Here is a 17,802-nt window from a genome sequence, read left to right as displayed (position 1 = left end):
GCACCTCCGACTCTCGCAGTTGCATCTCTCCGCGCCCGCACGCAGTTCAGGCGGGCGCGGTGTTCCCGCCATCACAGGAACGCACCATCATGAACATTCGACTCACTCAGGTTGCCCTCGCCAGCGCGCTCGTCGCCGGCGCCGCGCAGGTTGCCGTCCATGCGGCGGCGCAGACGCCATCCAGCGTCCGCGTATGCACGATGCCCGGCAGCCCTTCGGCCGAGCTGGACAAGTCCGTTGCACGCGCGGTGTTGAGCACCGCGGGCATCGCCGCGACCTTCGCGTCGCGCGGCATCGACGACAACGGCGACGACGACGGCATCTCCGCTCGCGAGCTGTCGAAATCGCTGCAGCGCGACTGCGATGTGATCGCGGGCTTTCCGCGTTCGAGCGTGGCCGACGGCTCCGACTCCCAGCTACTCTTTTCCCAGGGCTATCTTCACTCCGGCTATGTCAGCATTGCGCTGCCCGGCGACCATGCGGCCAACACTAACGTCGCGGCACCGGACGGCAAGATCACGATTGCGGCCACCTGGTCGAGCCCGTCGCAACTGATCGCGGTCGAGCAGAAGAACGCGCGCTTCGATCTGGAAACCACCTCCAGGCTGACCGTCGACGCCGTCGCGAAAGGACGCGCCCAGCGCGCGATCGTCTGGTACCCGGCCGTGGTGGCGTATCGGCGTGCGCACCCGCAGCAGCACTTCGACGTCGCCGTCGCCGAATCGCCCTATGCCGACTGGAATCTCGTGTTCGCGTCGGGACCCGGCACGCAGCAGTTGCAAAAGCGCATCGACGGCGCGCTCGCGCGCTTGCGCAGCGATGGCCGGCTCGCGGCGCTGACGCGCAACTGGGCGTTACCAGCCACGATCGCGACCGGTTCGGCGACCACTCGCGCGAGCCTCGTGCGCAATCCCGCACGCTATCTCGACGGCCCGACGCAGCCGTCGCCGCGCGCGGACGTATGGCGCGTGAGCGGCATGCCGGCCGCCGGCGGCTTCATCAAGGTTGCGGCGACAACCGAGGCACCATCGTTCGATCACGAGCAGGTCGCCCACGGCGAACATCTATATGCCGATTCGTGCGCGAAATGCCACGGCGAAAAGCTCGAAGGCAACACGGCGCCCTCGTTGATCGGACCGGCTTTCGCGCCAGCGGCGAACTCGCATCTGACGATCGGCGGCATCTATCAGTACATGTCGACCAACATGCCCGCGGATCATCCCGGCAAGATGAGCGACGAGGAGTACGCCGATCTGATGGCCTTCCTGCTCTATACGAATGGCTACGACACCGGCAACGTGAAGCTGACCGCGCAGGCCGCGCAATCCTCTACCACGCCGCTGAACGCCGGACCGCGCCACTGACACGTTGCATCGCCCTGCATTGCAATGCCACGCCGCTTCGATCGAATGGGATGCGGCATGGCCGACCCATTTCTTTTCTCAGGACATCATCATGGTCTCTCACAATCGCAGACACTTCATCCTCCAGGCCGCGGGCCTGTGTGCCGCACTCGCCAGCGCCGACCTCGCGCTCGCCGCGCCGCCGCCCGTCGATGAAAACGACGCCACGGCCGGCTCGCTCGGCTATCGTGCGAAAGCGAGCAGCGTCGACGCCGCGAAGTTCCCCAAGTACCACGCGGGCCAGACCTGCGCGAACTGTCGTTTCTATACCGGCGCAGCGGGTGAGGCCGCCGGACCGTGCCCGATGTTCCCCGGCAAATCCGTTGCCGCTGAAGGCTGGTGCAACGTCTATGCGCCACGAGCTTGAGCGCTGGTCCGTGGGTGCGCCGCGAAACGGCGCACGCGCGACGGATCCGCCGACGCTTCGCTCGCTGATTCGATGCGATTGCTGAACGACGTTGGAGCTCTGCTAAGCTACTGTCCGCCGCATGTATTCTTAGTCTCCCGAACAAACAGCGAGCACATTTGAACCGGAGCAGATCGATGTCAACTCCCTGGACGGGGCGCTGCCTGTGCGGCGCGGTGCAATACAAAGCTCACGGTGATTCACTCGCGCAACTCATCTGCCATTGCCGCGATTGTCAGCGCGCTTCCGGTTCCGCGGGTTTGCCGGTCGTCGTGGTGAGAGCCGCCAGCTTTTCGTTCGAAGGTGAAATCAGGCCTTATACGAAAATCGGCGGCAGCGGAATGCCGACGACGCGCAACTTCTGCCCTCATTGCGGCAGCCTGCTATTCGGTACGCCCCATCACGCGCCGGACATCGTGACGCTCTACGCCGGCACGCTCGATGATCCTTCCAGATTCAACCCCGAGTTCGCTCAGTTCACATCGGAACGCCATCGACTGGACGCCCACCTGCCGGACATGCCCCACCATCCGCGAAGAGCCCCCTGACCGGCGCAATTGCAGGGAAACCGGATTGGCTTGATTCGGCTAGTTGGACTCGAAAGATCTTCGTAAAACTACGAGCGCTGTCACTGTCCGTATCCCCTGCACTTCATCACGATCAGACGCAATCAAAACGGAGTGGAATACCTCACTCACGTCAAAAAGCCTCATCAAGGCCTGCCTTCACGCGGTCGCAGCATTGGCATTGATAACGCCCATGCATCAATGCTTCCAAAAATCGCACTTCTACTCCTGGTCTTCTTGCGCAACTATGTGTCACAGAAGCCCGAGAAAACGGTTCAAAAGAACAGCGCATTAGAAGAAGAACCTACAAGCGCGTGACGCCGTTCCTATCAGCGCATCCGACCGCGAGCTCGAGTCACGTTCGCGGCGCTGCGCACCGACGCATCTTTTGCACGACACACGTCGCCGTTGATTCCCGCTGCCACAAGCACGCGCGCTCGACGACGCGGGTTTCGCTCGCACCTGCTGCGAGCGAAGCGCAGCACTGGTCGCATGCAAAGCCGCTTTCCGTTCATATCGCAGGAAAATTCAGGAGACTTCTACATGCAAATCACTGGAATGCTGCACGGCGCGCGCCTGCTGCAATTTGTCGGATTTCCGGCCAGCGAAGTGCTGGGGCCCGGGGCGAGCGAGGAAGAGATCAAGTCGCTGATCGACCGTCACAAGCAGATCTTCATCAAGCCGGTATTCAAGGGCGGCGTGGGCAAAAAGGGCAAGGCCGGATTGCTCGGCCGCGCGACCGATCTCAAGACCGCGCTTGCGGAGAAAGAGCGCCTCTACTTCGCCGAGCATATCGTGGGGCACGTAAGGGCCAAGGCGAACGGCGTGACGTTCGAAGCCGGAGTACCAGCCAAGCACGAAGTCTACTTTTCGATTACCGATTCCACCCGCTTTCGCGCTCCGACCATGACGCTCTCGCATAGGGGCGGCATGGATATCGAGGAGGTCGATCCCAGGCACGTCGCAATGGTGCCCTTCGATGCGTTGACCGGCCTGAAAGCGTTCGTCGTCGCCAATGCGCTGAGCGAGATCGGTGCGCCGCGCGAGATCATTTCTCCGCTCGTGCAGCAGTTGCCCAAGCTCTGGGAGCTCTTTCACGACTTCGGCATGACGACGCTCGAACTGAATCCGATCCGCATGCGCGAGGACAAGAAGGGGCGCCTCATTCCGGTGGCCTGCGACTTCAAATGTGGATTCGATCGCGACGACCCGCGCTTCTCCCGTCTCGGCCTGCCCGCTCACCTGTTCGCCGCGGACTACTCGGACTTTGAGCAGGAGATCAATCAGCTTCGCACTCACCAGGGTCAAAGCGATGTCTACGTGATCAACGACAAGGGAACGATCCTCGCGCCCACGTTCGGCGGCGGAGCCAATTCGCTCGTCACGGAGATGTTGGGCGACGCGGCCATCATCTCGTCGGATTTTGGTGGCAATCCGCCCTACGAAAAGATGAAGGAAGTGGCGCGCATCTGCTTCCGACATTGGCTGAAGCAGTCCAACGTACTGTTCATCATCGGCGGCAAGTCCAACAACACCGACATATACGAAACCCTGCGCGCGATGGCCGATGCACTGCGCGAGCACTTCAGCGAGCACGGTCCGACGCCGCTCTATGTCGTCCTCGGACGCGGCGGCCCGAACCTCGTGCGTGGCATGTCCGCATTGCGCGACACCTGTGATGCGCTCGGCCTGCCCTATCGCTTCTTCGGGTTCGATTCCGACATCAGCGAAGTGATCCAGTACGCACGCAAGGCCGATGCGTGGATGCAATCGGGCGGACGCGCGCAGGTCGCGGCGCGTATCGGCGCGCGCGAGGCGCACCCGCAAGCAGAAACGCACGTGGCATAAGGAGATAGACGTGGTCAAGCAAGGCATCAATCATTTCAGGTATTTCGTAGGCATCCAGTCGCTCGCACAGATCGCCACGCGCGAAGACCGGGTATGCGTGCTCAACATACTGGGCGGCGAGTCGTCGGAGGTGACGCCGGTGAGCCATGCTTTTTCGGGCGCGAACGTCGTGTTCGGCACGGCGCCTGGCAAAGGCGGACAGGTGCTCGCAACTCCCGCGGGCGATATCCCCGTCTACAACAACGTGCGCGAAGGCCTCGAAGCCGGGCACCGGTTCAATTGCGGCGTCGTGTACCTGCCGCCTTCGGCCGCGCGCGACGGCGTAGCCGAATTGATCCGCGTGAATCCCGATCTGCGCAAGATCTTCATCATCACGGAGAAGATCTCGGTGCACGACGCGCGGGAGATTCGCGCGATGGGCCAGCAGGCCGGCATCGACATCTTTGGTGCAAACGGACTGGGCGTCGCAGATTCGTGGCAGCGCGTGCGCATCGGCGGCGCGCTCGGCGGCGATGATCCCGGCGCGACCTTGCGGCAGGGCTCGATCGCGATCTTTTCCAACTCGGGCGGATTCAGCACCACCATCGCGCAATATCTGCGCATGAGCGGCTGGGGCTCGTCGACCGTGGTCTCCAGCGGCAAGGACGTCTACATCCACTATGCCGCGCCGGAATTCGCCTTCGCCCTCGCCAACGACGCGCGCAGCAAGGCCGCCGTGCTGTACTGCGAGCCGGGCGGCTACTACGAGGCCGACGCCGCATTCACGAAACCGGTCGTCGCGTGCGTGGTGGGACGCTGGAAGAGCCGTCTCACGCGTGCGGTGGGCCACGCGGGCGCAATGGCGGGCGGCGCCGACGATGCGCGCGCGAAAGAGCGCTGGTTCATGGAGAAGTTTGGCGTCGAGCGGCTCTTCACGCCGGACGATCCGTGCTGCTCGGCAAAGGGCGCGGTGGTGACGAACATCGCGCACATTCCGGCGGCACTCACGGCGGTGATGCGCGAGAACGCGACGATGCCCGACTTCGAGCCCGAAGGCAGCCTTGCGCTCAAACCGTGGTTTGGCTCGGATCAGGGTCTCGCACTGCCCGATGAACTGGCCCTGCCTGTGGTGGAAGCCATCGCGCCGTACAACGAGCAGGTGGCGCGGGTGAACAGCCACATAGGCGCGGTCCCGCCGCGCCAGCCGTTGAAGGATGCCTCGGGCGCCTCTCAGATGGACGCGAGATCGCAGGTGAGCAGCCTGCACGGCGTGTCGATGCTCGAAGCGGCGACCCACTCGCTCGAAGCGAATGTCTGTCTCGCGCTACTGCACGAATTGGGCGGAGCGAACGACGCGAAGCTCATCGACGTGGCGGTTGGCGCGGCGGTGAACTTGCACGGCACGCCGGAACTGGCGGCCGCGCAGGCTTCGCGCGAGGCGGGCAATGCGCCCAACGCCGTGCTCGCGGCCGCGGCGGCGATCGTCGGGCCGATTCGTCAGCGCGCCGCGCGTGAGGCGGCAGCACTCATGATCGACCGCTTCGCGGCAGCCAGGCTCACGGACGCATTCGATGAGACTTTCGATACCGATGCCGTCGATACCACCGGCAGCGCGGCGCTCTTCTCCGATGAACCCGACCCGAAAGCGCAAGCGATGCTCGCGGCGCTCGCCGCGCGCGGCGTGAGTTCCGCAATCATCCGGTGGCTGGCGCGCGGCCCGGGACATCCGCGTTCGGAAGCCGTGCTCGCGGCCATCACGACGACGCTCGCCTGGGGTCCGCTCATGCGCAAGCGCATCTCGCGCCTGACGGCGGAAAGTCTGCCGTGGTGGACGAAACTCTTCGGCACGATGATCGGCGCTTCGGCGGATGCTTCGCGCCACAGCTCCGAGGGCTTTTGCGGCTTCGCCACCGAAGAACTGCTTGGCGAGCGCACCCTGACCGAAATCGCTTTCGCGGCGCTCCTCAACCTGAAACCCACCGCCGACGATTTGTTCGCCTTCAGGACGCTCGCCGGCTTGTTGCTGACAAACGGACCAGGCGCGATTTCGGCACAGGGCGCAAAGGGCGCGGTATCCGCAGACGGCCCCGAGAGCCCCGAGCGCGTGCAGTTGAACAAGGCGCTCGCGGGGTTCCTCACACACACCGGCTATACGCATGGCGGCAACGGCTATGAAGGCATTGCGTTCCTCAACGAGGCGTTCCGCGACAGCGGCCTCGATGATCCTTCCGATGCGCACCATGCCGTCGACCTGGAAGCGCTCGCGCGCCGCTCTGTCGATCGTTACGCGCAGTACAAGGCACGCCAGAAGCATGCGGGCAGTCTCGACATCGCGAAACTTCCGGGTGTGAATCATCCGGTCTTCAAAGACAAGCCGGTGAATCACGACCCGCGCGAGGTCTTCATAGCGAACCTCTATGAAGCTCGCGGAGAGTACAACGTATTCCATGCGTATTACCGCGCGCTCGTTCAGGCGCTTTTCGATGCCGGCGTGTCGCGTAACGTCTATTGCGTCAATGTCGACGCAGTGATCGCCGCGCTGCTGCTCAAGATGCTGTGGAAGCCGCTCAGGCGCGGAGCGTTCAGCGAGGCGGATCTCGAAACGGCCGCGTTCACGATCTTTCTCTATCCGCGCATGCTCGGCTGCGCTGCTGAAATTGACGATCACCTGAACCGCGGACGCAATATGGATACGCGCACGGCCGCTTCCCAATGCCACTTCGTTGCGTGACAAAAAAGGCCTCTGACGGCCGCCGCCGTGCTCGGGTTGCGCGGCGCGGTGGCGACGGCAGGGCCGCGATTGATAACGGCAGAACATCAATCGTTCCGAAAGTTGCACTTATCGTTTTGCCGCCTCCAGGCCAATATTGCCAAAACCACAATCGGCCGGACCACCGCGTCTTTTCAAGATTTCAGGAGACACCTCGATGCACCCCTCGTCTAACCTTTCCACCGGACGTTCGAAGGCCGCCACGGTTTTCCGTGTAACGGCCGGGAATTTCCTGGAGCAGTTCGACTTCTTCCTGTTCGGCTTCTACGCCACGCAGATCGCCAACGTTTTCTTTCCCGCCCACAGCGAGTTCGCCTCGTTGATGATGACGTTCGCCGTCTTCGGCGCCGGCTTCCTGATGCGCCCGCTGGGCGCGATCGTGCTCGGCGCCTACATCGACGACGTCGGCCGCCGCAAGGGCCTCATCGTCACGCTTTCCATCATGGCGAGCGGCACGATCCTGATCGCGTTCGTACCGGGCTACGCGACGATCGGACTTCTGGCGCCCGCGCTCGTGCTGCTCGGACGGCTGCTGCAGGGCTTCTCGGCGGGCGCGGAGCTGGGCGGCGTGTCGGTGTATCTTGCCGAGATGGCCACGCCCGGCCGCAAAGGGTTTTTCACGAGCTGGCAGTCCGCGAGCCAACAGGTGGCGATCGTCGTCGCCGCGGGCCTCGGCTTCGGGCTCAATCAGTGGCTGAGCGCATCGGCCATCGCAGCGTGGGGTTGGCGCGTGCCGTTCTTCGTGGGCTGCATGATCGTGCCGTTCATCTTCATGCTGCGTCGCAATCTGGAGGAAACGCAGGAGTTCAAGGCGCGCCAACATCGTCCGACCATGAAGGAAGTATTCGGCACGCTGGTCCAGAACTGGGCCGTCGTCGTCGCAGGCATGATGCTGGTGGCGATGACCACCACGAGCTTTTACCTCATCACGGTCTACGCGCCGACCTTCGGCAAGACGGTCCTGCACCTGAGCACCGCCGACAGCCTGCTCGTGACGCTGTGTGTCGGCGTATCGAACTTCGTGTGGCTGCCGATCGGCGGGGCGCTCTCCGACAAGCTCGGCCGCCGGCCGCTCCTCGTCGCCATGACGGTGCTCGCCATCGCGACCGCCTACCCGGCACTGTCGCTGCTCGCTCACGCGCCGAGCTTCGTCAACATGCTGCTCGTCCTCCTTTGGCTCTCGTTCATGTACGGCATCTATAACGGCGCGATGGTCGTCGCGCTCACGGAAGTGATGCCGGTGCAGGTGCGCGTTGCCGGGTTCTCGCTCGCCTACAGCCTCGCGACGGCCGTGTTCGGAGGCTTCACGCCCGCGATCTCGACGGCGCTCATTCATATGACTGGCGACAAGGCCGCGCCCGGATACTGGATGAGCCTCGCCGCAGCGTGCGCGCTTTTGGCGACGTTCGCGCTCTATCGCCGCCGCGCAGTAACGCTGACGCCGGCGCACTGATGCGCTTGCCCCGCATCCATCGCAACCGCACACGACCATGACCATGAAAAATCTGCTTCTGAAACTTTGCGCCGCGGCGCTCGTCGCAGGCTCGGCCGCCGCGGCGAACGTGCAGGCCGCCGACCTGCACGTCATGAGCTCCGGCGGCTTCACCGCCGCGTACAAGGTGCTCGGCCCGAAGTTCGCGTCCCAGACTGGCAACACGCTCGACACCTCGCTCGGGCCCTCGATGGGCAAATCGCCCGAAGCGATCCCCAACAGGCTCGAGCGCGGCGAGCCTGCGGACGCCGTCATCATGGTCGGCTACGCACTCGACGAGCTGATCAAGCAAGGCAAGGTCATCCCCGGATCGCGGGTAGAGCTGGCCGATTCGCGCATCGGCATGGTCGTGCGCGAAGGGGCGGTGAAGCCCGACATCGGCTCCCCAGAGGGCCTCAGGCAGACCCTGTTGCAGGCGAAGTCGATCGCCTACTCGGACAGCGCGAGCGGCGTCTATATCGAGCGAGAGCTGTTCAAGAAGCTGGGCATCGAGGATCAGGTCAGGTCGAAGGCGAAGATGATCCCGCGGATTCCGGTGGCGTCGGTGGTGGCAAACGGGGACTACGAAATCGGCTTCCAGCAGGTGAGCGAATTGCTGCCCGTCCAGGGCGCCACGTTCGTCGGCAAGATTCCCGAGTCTCTGCAGTCCGTCACGCGTTTCGCCGCCGGCATTCCCGTCGGTGCGCGGCATCCGAAGGAAGCGAAAGCGCTTCTCGACTATCTTGCTTCACCCGATGTACAAGCGGAAGTGAAATCGACCGGGCTCGATTCCGTCCTGGCACATTGAGGCAGAACCACGAGAAGGCTTGTCTCAGCCAGCATTCCCGTCACCGCAAGGCGTCTGTCGCGGAATCATTCGCGACGTCCGGGCGGGCTGGCTCGGGCGCCCTGAGCATCTGTGCGAGACGTGCTCGATCGCACGCGCCTTCCCACATCGAAACGAAGATCACTGCGCACGCGTTGCTGATGACGCTCGTCAGCGCGCGCGCCTCGGACATAAAGCGGTCGATGCCCACCAGCAGCGCGGCCCCGGCAACCGGCAAGTCCGGAATCACCGTGAGCGTAGCGACGAGCGCGACCAGCCCGCTGCCGGACACGCCGGCCGCGCCCTTGGAAGTGAGCAGCATGACGGCGAGCATCGTCGCGGTCTGAGACGCGGATAGCGGCACATCGCACGCCTGAGCGATGAACATCGAGGCGAGCGTCAGATAGATCGCGGTGCCGTCCAGATTGAACGAATAGCCCGCGGGCAGCACGAGCCCGACGACGCCCTTGTCGCAACCGAGCGCCTCCAGTTTCCCGATCAAACGCGGCAGCACCGGCTCCGTCGACGATGTCGCGAGAACGATGAGCAATTCCTCGCGCATGTAGCGCAGAAGTCGCCAAAGCGCGAAACCGTGCAGCCGCGCGAGCGGCGCGAGCACCAGCGCAACGAACATCACGCATGCGACGTAGAACGACACCATCAGCATGCCAAGCGAGCCGACCGAGCGGATGCCGAAGCGGCCCACCGTGAACGCCATCGCGCCGAACGCTCCGAGCGGAGCGAGCCGCATGATCATTGCGAGGACGCGAAACAGGATCTGGGCGACGCCGTCGATGAGCGCCAGCACGGGCCGGCCGGCCTGCGGATATGAATTCAGAGAGAAGCCGAACAGCAGCGAGAGCAGCAGCACCGGCAGCACCTCGCCCTTCTCGAAGGCCCCGAGCATCGTCTCCGGGATCACGCTCAACCCGAACGCCACGAGTCCGCCCGCCTGCGCGTGCTTCGTATATTGCGCGAGGATGCTCGAATCGAGATGATGTACGTCGATGTGCATGCCCGCGCCAGGTCGCAGCACGAACGTGATGCCGAGTCCGAACACGAGCGCGACGGCCGTCAGGCAATAAAAAAGCGCCAGCGCCCGGATGATCGTGCGTCCGATGGTCTTCCCGCTGGCGAGCGACGTAATGCCCGAGACGATCGTGCAGAAGACGATCGGCGCGACCATCATCCGCACGAGCCCGAGAAACGCGTCGCTGAGCGGCTTGAGCAGCGCGCCCGTTGCCGGCCAGAAATGGCCGAGGATCATGCCGAGCACCATGGCCAGCAGGACTTGCACATAGAGCGGACGAAGCGGTCTTGCCATCCTCACGATGCGGTCTTCCTTCTTGTCTTGACTGTCGCCGTTACGTTATTGCCCATGGCATCACCGCTTGCGGCTCCGGCGCGCTTCATCTCGATGATCGTCCGATGAAACTCCTGGGCGGCCGGTGTGAGCGGCCGTCCGCGCCGTCTTACGATTCCCACGCGTCGTCTCACCACCGGTTCGACGAGCGGCACGCTCGTGAGGATCGGGTGGTCATGTCCGGGCATGGCCATCGACGGCACGGCGGCCACGCCGAGCCCCGCTTCGATTAACCCGAGCATGGTCGTCACGTGTCGCGTCTCGCAGACGCTCGGCGCACGTGGCGCGACGCTCGAGAGCGCCTGGTCGAGCAACAGACGGTTGCCGGAAGTCTTGTCGACCGAGACGTAATCGTGCTCGTAAAGCTCGGTCCAGGTCACGCGCTTCTTGCGTGCGAGGGGATGATCGCGGCGGCAAGCAGCAACGAACCGCTCTTGCAGCAGGACTTTGAACTCGATCTCGGACTCTTGACTGCCCATGAAGCTCACGCCGAAATCAGCCTCGCCGCTGATGACGGCGCCAAGCACCTCGTTGGCGCTCGCATCCAGAAGCTTGACCCGGATGCGTGGAAAGCGGCGATGGTAGCTCGCGATGACACTCGGCAGAAAGTAGTACGCCACCGATGGCACGCACGCGATAGTCACATGACCCAGGCGGCTCGATGAAACATCGCGAATGCCGAGCAGTGCGATGTCAAGGTCATCCAGCAGTTGTTCTGCGCTCGGGGCGAACACGCGGCCGACAGTTGTGAGTGTGACGCTACGCGTGGTTCGCTCGAAGAGACGCACGCCGAGCGCTTCCTCGAGCTTGTCGATCCGACGACTCAAGGCCGGTTGGGAAATGCTCACCGCCTCGGCGGCCTTGCGGAAGCTGCCCAGTTCCACCACCGCGCGAAACGCCTGCAAGTCGTTCAAGTCGAAGTTGACGCCCACGACCGGTCTCCGCATCTTGGAAACCGACTATTTTGCATTATTCAGCAGAGGTCCCCTCCATTCGAACGATGCTCGTATCCGAAGGCTTCGATGGGGCCGCAGCGATCAAAGATGCCGCGTTTGCTCGGGCGGATTGCCCCAGTCATTGTGCAACCCATCGCGATAAGTCACGGGCGCACTCAACGCCGCATCGAGATCGAGTTCATCGATGCACATGATATTCACGTTGATATACGGATACCCCGTGCCGTTCGGCATATCGATCCGATCGAATACATGGACCCCGCAGCGCCGGCAGAACGGATGATGCGCGACCGCATTTTTCCCCTGATACTCGCTGAGCGCGGCTTCGTCCGAAAGCAGACGAAAGTCCTCGCGGCGAACCTGCACATGCCAGAATCGCAGCCTGCTGCAATAACTGCAATTGCATTTCGACGTGCCCTTGTCGAAATCGATGCGAGCCTCGAACTTCACGAATTGGCAATGGCAACTTCCGAGGTACGTGCGCAGCATGGGGTTCTCCGAGGTTAAGGGCCGCTGCAATTATGGACGGCACGACTTCGTGCTGCCAACGCACGAGCCGTCGCAACCCTCGCAGTAGTGGCGGTCGCGCACCGCGCGATCCACGCGCCAGACGTTAGCCTCGGTCGGCCGCGCCGTTCCCACCGAGCGGCCGTTTTCCCGAGCATGAAAGCTCGGCTCGCCCGCCTTGCCGCGGCGAATCGCTTCATCGATGCCCGGCTCGCCGAACGCCGCTTTCAGTTCGGCCACGAACGCCGCGATCTCGGGCATCGGATGCCCGGCCGGCTTGCGCACTCGCATGTCCATTCATCCGCTCCCGAAAAAAGTGCCTATTCGCCATATCTTGAAAACGATGTAGGATACTGTATATCCATACAGGTATTTTCGCAAATGACAACCGCCCTGCCAGCACCGGAAGCCATTCACCCGTCCTTGTGGCGGGCGTCCCAGCTTGGCGCTGGCCGCGGCCGCAGCGTTGATACCGGCTATCCGGCCCTGTCGGCGGAATTGCCCGGCGGCGGCTGGCCGCTCGGCGCGCTGGTCGATCTGCTGGTGCAGCAGGCCGGCGTCGGCGAACTGCGGCTGTTGCAGCCGGCGCTCAGCGCCGTCGGCGAGCGTCCGGTCGCCTTCGTGCAGCCGCCGCACACGCCGGACGGCCTCGGGCTCAACTACATCGGCCTGTCGCTGCAGCAGGTGCTGCGCATCAACGCGCCGAAAACCGCCGACGCGCTGTGGTCCGCCGAGCAGATCCTGCGCGCCGGCAGTTGCGGCGCGCTGATCTTCTGGGCGCAATACGCGCAGGCGTCGTCGCTGCGCCGCCTGCATCTGGCCGCGCAGTCGTCGGAGACGCTTTTCATCATGGTGCGGCCGCTCGCCACCGCGCAGGACGCGTCGCCCGCGCTGCTGCGGCTCGCGCTCAGGCCATCGGCCGAGGGTCTCACCATCGACATCGTGAAACGACGAGGGCCCGCTCGCGCAGAGCCCCTGTCGATTCCCCTTCAACCCACACCCGTTCTGCTTTCCCGACATGCGCGTCTTTCTCGCCGTTCATCTGCCAAAGTTGCCGCTCGAGGTCTTCAGACCGAAGTGGTCGCCTGAGCCCGCGCATGGCTGCGCGGTGCTGGAGAAAGACAAGGTGGTCATGGCCGATCCCGCCGCGCGCTCGGCGGGCGTGCGTCCCGGCATGAAGCGCGGCGGCGTGCTGACGCTGTCGCCGGAAACGGCAATGTACGAGCGCGACAGCGGCCGCGAAACGGCGGCTCATCGCGAGGTTGGGATCGCACTGATGCGCTTCTCACCCGAAGTCGCGCTGCTCGATGAGGCGACGGTGGTCGTCGAGATCGGCGCGAGTCTGCGGCTCTTCGGCGGCCTGCTCGCGCTGTGTCGCGACGCCAAGGCCATCCTCGATGCGCTCGGCTTCACCGCGCGCATCAGCGCCGCGCCGACCGGCCAGGGCGCGTGGCTGCTCGCGAAGTTCGGCAACCGCCGCGTGCTGAAGCTCGCGTCGCTCGAACAGCGCCTCTGCGCGCTGCCGATGCTCGCCGTGCCCGAAGTCCGCCCGTTCGCCGACTGGTTCACGGGCCTTGGTTGCGAGCGCATCGCCGATCTGCGCCGCCTGCCCCGCGCCGGCTTGCAGCGCCGCTGCGGCGAACATCTGCTCGACTCGCTCGACCGCGCGTTCGGGACCGCGCCCGAACTGTTCGACTGGCTCGAATTGCCGCCCACGTTCTCGGCGCGCATCGAGATGCCGGACCGGCTCGAACACGCGGATGGCGCGGTGTTCGGCGCGCAGCGGCTCGTCGTGCAACTGTGCGGATGGCTGTGCGCGAAGCAGCTCGCGGTCAGCGGCATTCGCCTGTCGCTCGAACACGAGCGCGGCCGCAATGCGATCGAGCCGACCACGATCGACATCGCGCTCGGCGAGCCGACCTGGCGCGAAGAACATCTGATGCGGCTGCTGAAGGAACGGCTGCATCGTATCGAGCTCGCCGCGCCCGTGATTGCGTTGCGGCTCGATGCGTCGAACGTCGAGTCGGCCGCGCCCGCGTCGGACACGCTGTTTCCCGAACCGGGCGGCTCGCAGGAAGACCACGAGCGCCTGCTCGAACTGCTGGTCGCGCGGCTCGGCGAAGAGAACGTGCTGAAACCCGCGCCGAGCGCCGATCATCGCCCGGAGATCGCGAACCGCTGGCTGCCGGTGTCGCAGCCGGTCAAACCCGGACCGCTGCCGCAGAATCTGCCGCGCCCGACGTGGATGCTCGATACGCCGGTGCGTCTGTTGATGCGCCAGCACCGCCCGTTCTATGGCTCGCCGTTGCGCATGGTGTCGCCGGGCGAGCGTATCGAGAGCGGCTGGTTCGACGGCGAACTCGTCACGCGCGATTACTTCGTCGCGCAGGCGGACGACCAGAGCTGCTACTGGATCTACCGCGAACGCGTGAGCAGCCGCGACGCGGAAGAAGAGCAACGCTGGTTCCTTCATGGCCTGTTCGGCTGACAGGCGCGGCTGATATGCGCGGATGAACGGCCATGGACACCACCTTCACGATGCTGCCGGCGTATGCCGAGCTGTTCTGCTTTTCCAACTTCACGTTTCTGCGCGGTGCGTCGCACGCTGAGGAACTGGCCGAGCGTGCCGCGCAACTCGGCTACTCCGCGCTCGCGATCACCGACGAATGCTCGCTCGCGGGAGTCGTGCGCGCGCATGTCGCGGCGAAGGAAGCGAAGCTGCCGTTCATCGTCGGTTCGTATTTCCGGCTCGTCAATGCCGATGGTTCGCCGGCCTTCGGCCTGATCCTGCTCGCCCGCAACCGCAACGGCTACGGCAATCTGTCCGAGCTGATCACGCTGGCGCGCATGCGTGCGCCCAAGGGCGAATACCGGCTCACGCCGCAGGATCTGTCGCGCCCGGAGAAGGACTATCGCCACCTGCTCGGCATGCCCGACTGCCTCGCGATTCTGGTGCCGGATTTCCCAGCCAGCGAAGACGCGCTCGACGCGCAGGTCGAATGGCTCGACGAAACCTTCACCGGCCGCGCATGGGTCGGTCTCGTGCTGCATCAACGCGCGATGGACGACATGCATCGCGGCGCGGTCGAATTCGTCGCGAAGAGCCGCGACGTGCCCGTCGTCGCGCTCGGCGAAGTCGTGATGCACGTGCGCTCGCGCAAGCCGCTGCAGGACACGATGACCGCGATCCGGGTCGGCAAGCCGGTCCATGAGTGCGGCTACGATCTCGCGCCGAACGCCGAGCAGCATCTGCGCTCGCGGTTGCGGCTCGCCAACCTGTACCCGGAAGACGCGCTGGCCGCGACCGTCGACATCATGAGCCGCTGCACGTTTTCGCTCGACGAGCTGCGCTACGAGTATCCCGACGAGCTGGTGCCGCCCGGCCATACGCCGGCCTCGTATTTGCGCCAGGAGACCTATATCGGCGCGCAGCGGCGTTTTCCGGCGGGGATCCCGCATCACGTGCAGCAGCAGATCGAGCACGAACTCGAACTGATCGCGGACCTGCAGTACGAGCCGTATTTCCTGACCGTCTATGACATCGTCCGCTTCGCGCGCAGCCAGCACATTCTGTGTCAGGGGCGCGGCTCGGCCGCGAACTCGGCGGTCTGCTACTGCCTCGGCGTGACCGAAGTGGACCCCGCGCGCGGCAACATGCTGTTCGAGCGCTTCATCAGCAAGGAGCGCGGCGAGCCGCCCGATATCGACGTCGACTTCGAGCACCAGCGGCGCGAAGAAGTGATCCAGTACATCTATCGCAAGTACGGCCGCGACCGGGCCGCGATCGCGGCGGCGGTGTCGACCTATCGTCCGCGTGGCGCGCTGCGGGAAACCGGCAAGGCGCTCGGCGTCGATCCGCAGATCGTCGATGCGGTCGCGAAGTCGCATCACTGGTTCGATGGCCGCCAGGATCTGCTCGCGCGCTTCGCGGAATCCGGCCTCGATCCGGACAAGCCGCTGATTCAGGCCTGGGCGAAGCTCGCCGCGCAACTGCTGAATTTTCCGCGCCATCTGTCGCAGCATTCGGGCGGCTTCGTGATCAGCCGCGGCAAGCTCACGCGGCTCGTGCCGGTGGAAAACGCGGCGATGGCCGACCGCTCGGTGATCGAGTGGGACAAGGACGATCTCGAATCATTGGGCTTGCTGAAGGTGGACGTGCTCGCGCTCGGCATGCTGTCCGCGATCCGGCGCACACTCGACCTCGTGTCGGAACAGCGCGGCGAACGTTTCGAAATGCAGGACATTCCGTCTGAAGATCCCGCGACCTACGCGATGATTTCAGCCGCCGATACGGTCGGCGTGTTCCAGATCGAATCGCGCGCGCAGATGAGCATGCTGCCGCGCATGCGGCCACAGACGTTCTACGACCTCGTGATCGAAGTCGCGATCGTGCGGCCGGGTCCGATTCAGGGCGGCGCCGTGCATCCGTACCTGCAGCGCCGCCAGGGCTTCGAGCCCGTCACCTATCCGAGCGACGCGTTGAAGACCGCGCTGGGCCGCACGCTCGGCGTGCCGATCTTCCAGGAGCAGGTGATGCAGGTGGCGATTCTCGCGGCCGGCTTCACGGCCGGCGAAGCCGACCAGCTGCGGCGCGCGATGGCCGCGTGGAAACGCAAGGGCGGGCTCGAAAAATACTATGACCGCATCGTGCTCGGCATGCAGGAGCGCGGCTACGACCAGGCCTTCGCCGAGGCGATCTTCGAGCAGATCAAGGGCTTCGGTGAATATGGCTTCCCCGAAAGTCACGCGGCCAGTTTCGCGCTGCTCGTCTATGCGAGCAGCTGGCTCAAGTGTCACGAACCCGAGGCCTTTCTCGCCGCGATGCTGAACAGCCAGCCGATGGGCTTCTATTCGCCGTCGCAACTGGTTCAGGATGCGCAGCGGCACGGCGTCACGGTGTTGCCGGTCGATGTGACGGTGAGCGGCTGGGACTCCTCGCTCGAACCGCGTGCGGGGGCGATGCGCCCTGCCGTGCGGCTCGGTCTTTCGCTGCTGCGCGGCATGAAGGACGGCGCCGCCGAACGGATCGAGAACGCGCGCGCGGTTCGTCCGTTCGCGAGCGTCAACGATCTGGCGCGCCGCGCGCAGCTCGACCGCAAAGACCTGCATGCGCTCGCGGACGCGAATGCGTTGGCAGCGCTCGCGGGAAACCGCCGCGAAGCGCTGTGGCAGTCGGTCGCCGCGGTGCCGGACAAGGATATGCTCGCGGCCGCGGCGACTCAGGACGAAACGCCCGAACTGGGCGCACCGAGCGAAGCGCACGACATCGTCGCCGACTACCGCTCGCTCGGCCTGACGCTGAATCGTCATCCGCTGGAACTGCTCAGGCCGCAGTTGCTCGCGAACCGGCTGATGCCGGCCTCGACGCTGCGGACCTATCGCGACGGCCGCCTCGCGCGCGCCTGTGGACTCGTGACGGTGCGTCAGCGACCTGGCACGGCCAAGGGCGTCGTATTCGTCACGCTCGAAGACGAGACGGGCAACGTCAACGTGATCATCTGGCCGGGCCTGCTCGAAAAACAGCGCAAGGAAGCGTTGGGCGCCACGCTGCTCGCCGTGTACGGCACGTGGCAGTGTCAGGGAGAAGTACGGCACCTCGTCGCGCAGCGGCTCGTCGATATGTCCCATCTGCTGGGCAAGTTGCAAACGACGAGCAGAAACTTCTGCTGACGCGAGCGCGCGAATGCGTATCATCGGAACAGCAAAC

The 17,802-nt window shown here is 64.6% G+C and carries 14 protein-coding genes; 10 read left to right on the top strand and 4 right to left on the bottom strand.

The window, feature by feature from the left end; all coding sequences use genetic code 11:
* Positions 1 to 89: 89 nt before the first annotated feature.
* From AB3X96_RS18420 to AB3X96_RS18390, 7 genes are all read left to right on the top strand, one after another.
* Positions 90 to 1,364, top strand: a complete 1,275-nt coding sequence (locus AB3X96_RS18420; RefSeq protein ID WP_368590793.1) for a c-type cytochrome — start codon at positions 90 to 92, stop codon at positions 1,362 to 1,364.
* Positions 1,365 to 1,455: 91 nt separating this feature from the next.
* Positions 1,456 to 1,770, top strand: coding sequence for a high-potential iron-sulfur protein (locus AB3X96_RS18415; protein WP_176108846.1), 315 nt, complete (start codon positions 1,456 to 1,458; stop codon positions 1,768 to 1,770).
* A gap of 176 nt (positions 1,771 to 1,946) precedes the next feature.
* Entirely contained in the window at positions 1,947 to 2,357 is a 411-nt protein-coding gene (locus tag AB3X96_RS18410; protein WP_368590792.1) for a GFA family protein, read from the top strand.
* A gap of 561 nt (positions 2,358 to 2,918) precedes the next feature.
* Positions 2,919 to 4,223 carry an ATP-grasp domain-containing protein gene (locus tag AB3X96_RS18405; RefSeq protein WP_368590791.1) on the top strand — a complete coding sequence of 435 codons (1,305 nt, stop codon included), beginning with the start codon at positions 2,919 to 2,921 and terminating at the stop codon, positions 4,221 to 4,223.
* Between the two features lie 10 nt (positions 4,224 to 4,233).
* Positions 4,234 to 6,933, top strand: a complete 2,700-nt coding sequence (locus AB3X96_RS18400) for a CoA-binding protein (protein ID WP_368590790.1) — start codon at positions 4,234 to 4,236, stop codon at positions 6,931 to 6,933.
* Between the two features lie 196 nt (positions 6,934 to 7,129).
* Positions 7,130 to 8,425: an MFS transporter gene (locus AB3X96_RS18395; protein WP_176365802.1), complete on the top strand. Its 1,296-nt coding sequence runs from the start codon at positions 7,130 to 7,132 to the stop codon at positions 8,423 to 8,425.
* 43 nt (positions 8,426 to 8,468) lie between these two features.
* Complete coding sequence (locus AB3X96_RS18390; RefSeq protein ID WP_368590789.1) at positions 8,469 to 9,251, top strand: substrate-binding domain-containing protein; 783 nt, start codon at positions 8,469 to 8,471, stop codon at positions 9,249 to 9,251.
* Positions 9,252 to 9,291: 40 nt separating this feature from the next.
* Here the strand turns inward: AB3X96_RS18390 and dctA are convergent, their stop codons facing one another.
* The 4 genes from dctA to AB3X96_RS18370 all read right to left on the bottom strand — a co-directional run bounded on the left by dctA (position 9,292) and on the right by AB3X96_RS18370 (position 12,392).
* Positions 9,292 to 10,599, bottom strand: a complete 1,308-nt coding sequence (gene dctA, locus AB3X96_RS18385; RefSeq protein ID WP_368590788.1) for a C4-dicarboxylate transporter DctA — start codon at positions 10,597 to 10,599, stop codon at positions 9,292 to 9,294.
* A complete protein-coding gene (locus AB3X96_RS18380) occupies positions 10,596 to 11,564 on the bottom strand; it encodes a LysR family transcriptional regulator (protein ID WP_368590787.1) in 969 nt (322 codons plus the stop codon). Before AB3X96_RS18380 ends, dctA begins: the two co-directional genes overlap by 4 nt.
* A gap of 105 nt (positions 11,565 to 11,669) precedes the next feature.
* Positions 11,670 to 12,077 carry a GFA family protein gene (locus AB3X96_RS18375; RefSeq protein ID WP_368590786.1) on the bottom strand — a complete coding sequence of 136 codons (408 nt, stop codon included), beginning with the start codon at positions 12,075 to 12,077 and terminating at the stop codon, positions 11,670 to 11,672.
* Positions 12,078 to 12,107: 30 nt separating this feature from the next.
* Positions 12,108 to 12,392: a hypothetical protein gene (locus AB3X96_RS18370; RefSeq protein WP_368590785.1), complete on the bottom strand. Its 285-nt coding sequence runs from the start codon at positions 12,390 to 12,392 to the stop codon at positions 12,108 to 12,110.
* An 84-nt stretch (positions 12,393 to 12,476) separates the two neighbouring features.
* Between AB3X96_RS18370 and imuA the strand changes: the two genes are divergently transcribed.
* From imuA to AB3X96_RS18355, 3 genes are read left to right on the top strand one after another with little or no spacing between them, the layout of a single operon-like run.
* On the top strand, positions 12,477 to 13,184 hold the full coding sequence (imuA, locus tag AB3X96_RS18365) for a translesion DNA synthesis-associated protein ImuA (RefSeq protein ID WP_026228047.1): 708 nt from the start codon (positions 12,477 to 12,479) through the stop codon (positions 13,182 to 13,184).
* Entirely contained in the window at positions 13,114 to 14,583 is a 1,470-nt protein-coding gene (locus AB3X96_RS18360; RefSeq protein ID WP_368590784.1) for a DNA polymerase Y family protein, read from the top strand. The genes imuA and AB3X96_RS18360 overlap by 71 nt, the downstream gene beginning before the upstream one ends.
* 32 nt (positions 14,584 to 14,615) lie before the next feature.
* Positions 14,616 to 17,765, top strand: coding sequence for an error-prone DNA polymerase (locus AB3X96_RS18355; protein ID WP_368590783.1), 3,150 nt, complete (start codon positions 14,616 to 14,618; stop codon positions 17,763 to 17,765).
* Positions 17,766 to 17,802: the final 37 nt, after the last annotated feature.

This window comes from Paraburkholderia sp. BR13439 (assembly GCF_040948805.1).
GTDB classification, from domain to species: Bacteria; Pseudomonadota; Gammaproteobacteria; order Burkholderiales; family Burkholderiaceae; genus Paraburkholderia; species Paraburkholderia youngii.
The sequence above is the reverse complement of the archived record's forward strand: the minus strand, read 5'-3'. Positions and strand labels throughout refer to the sequence as shown.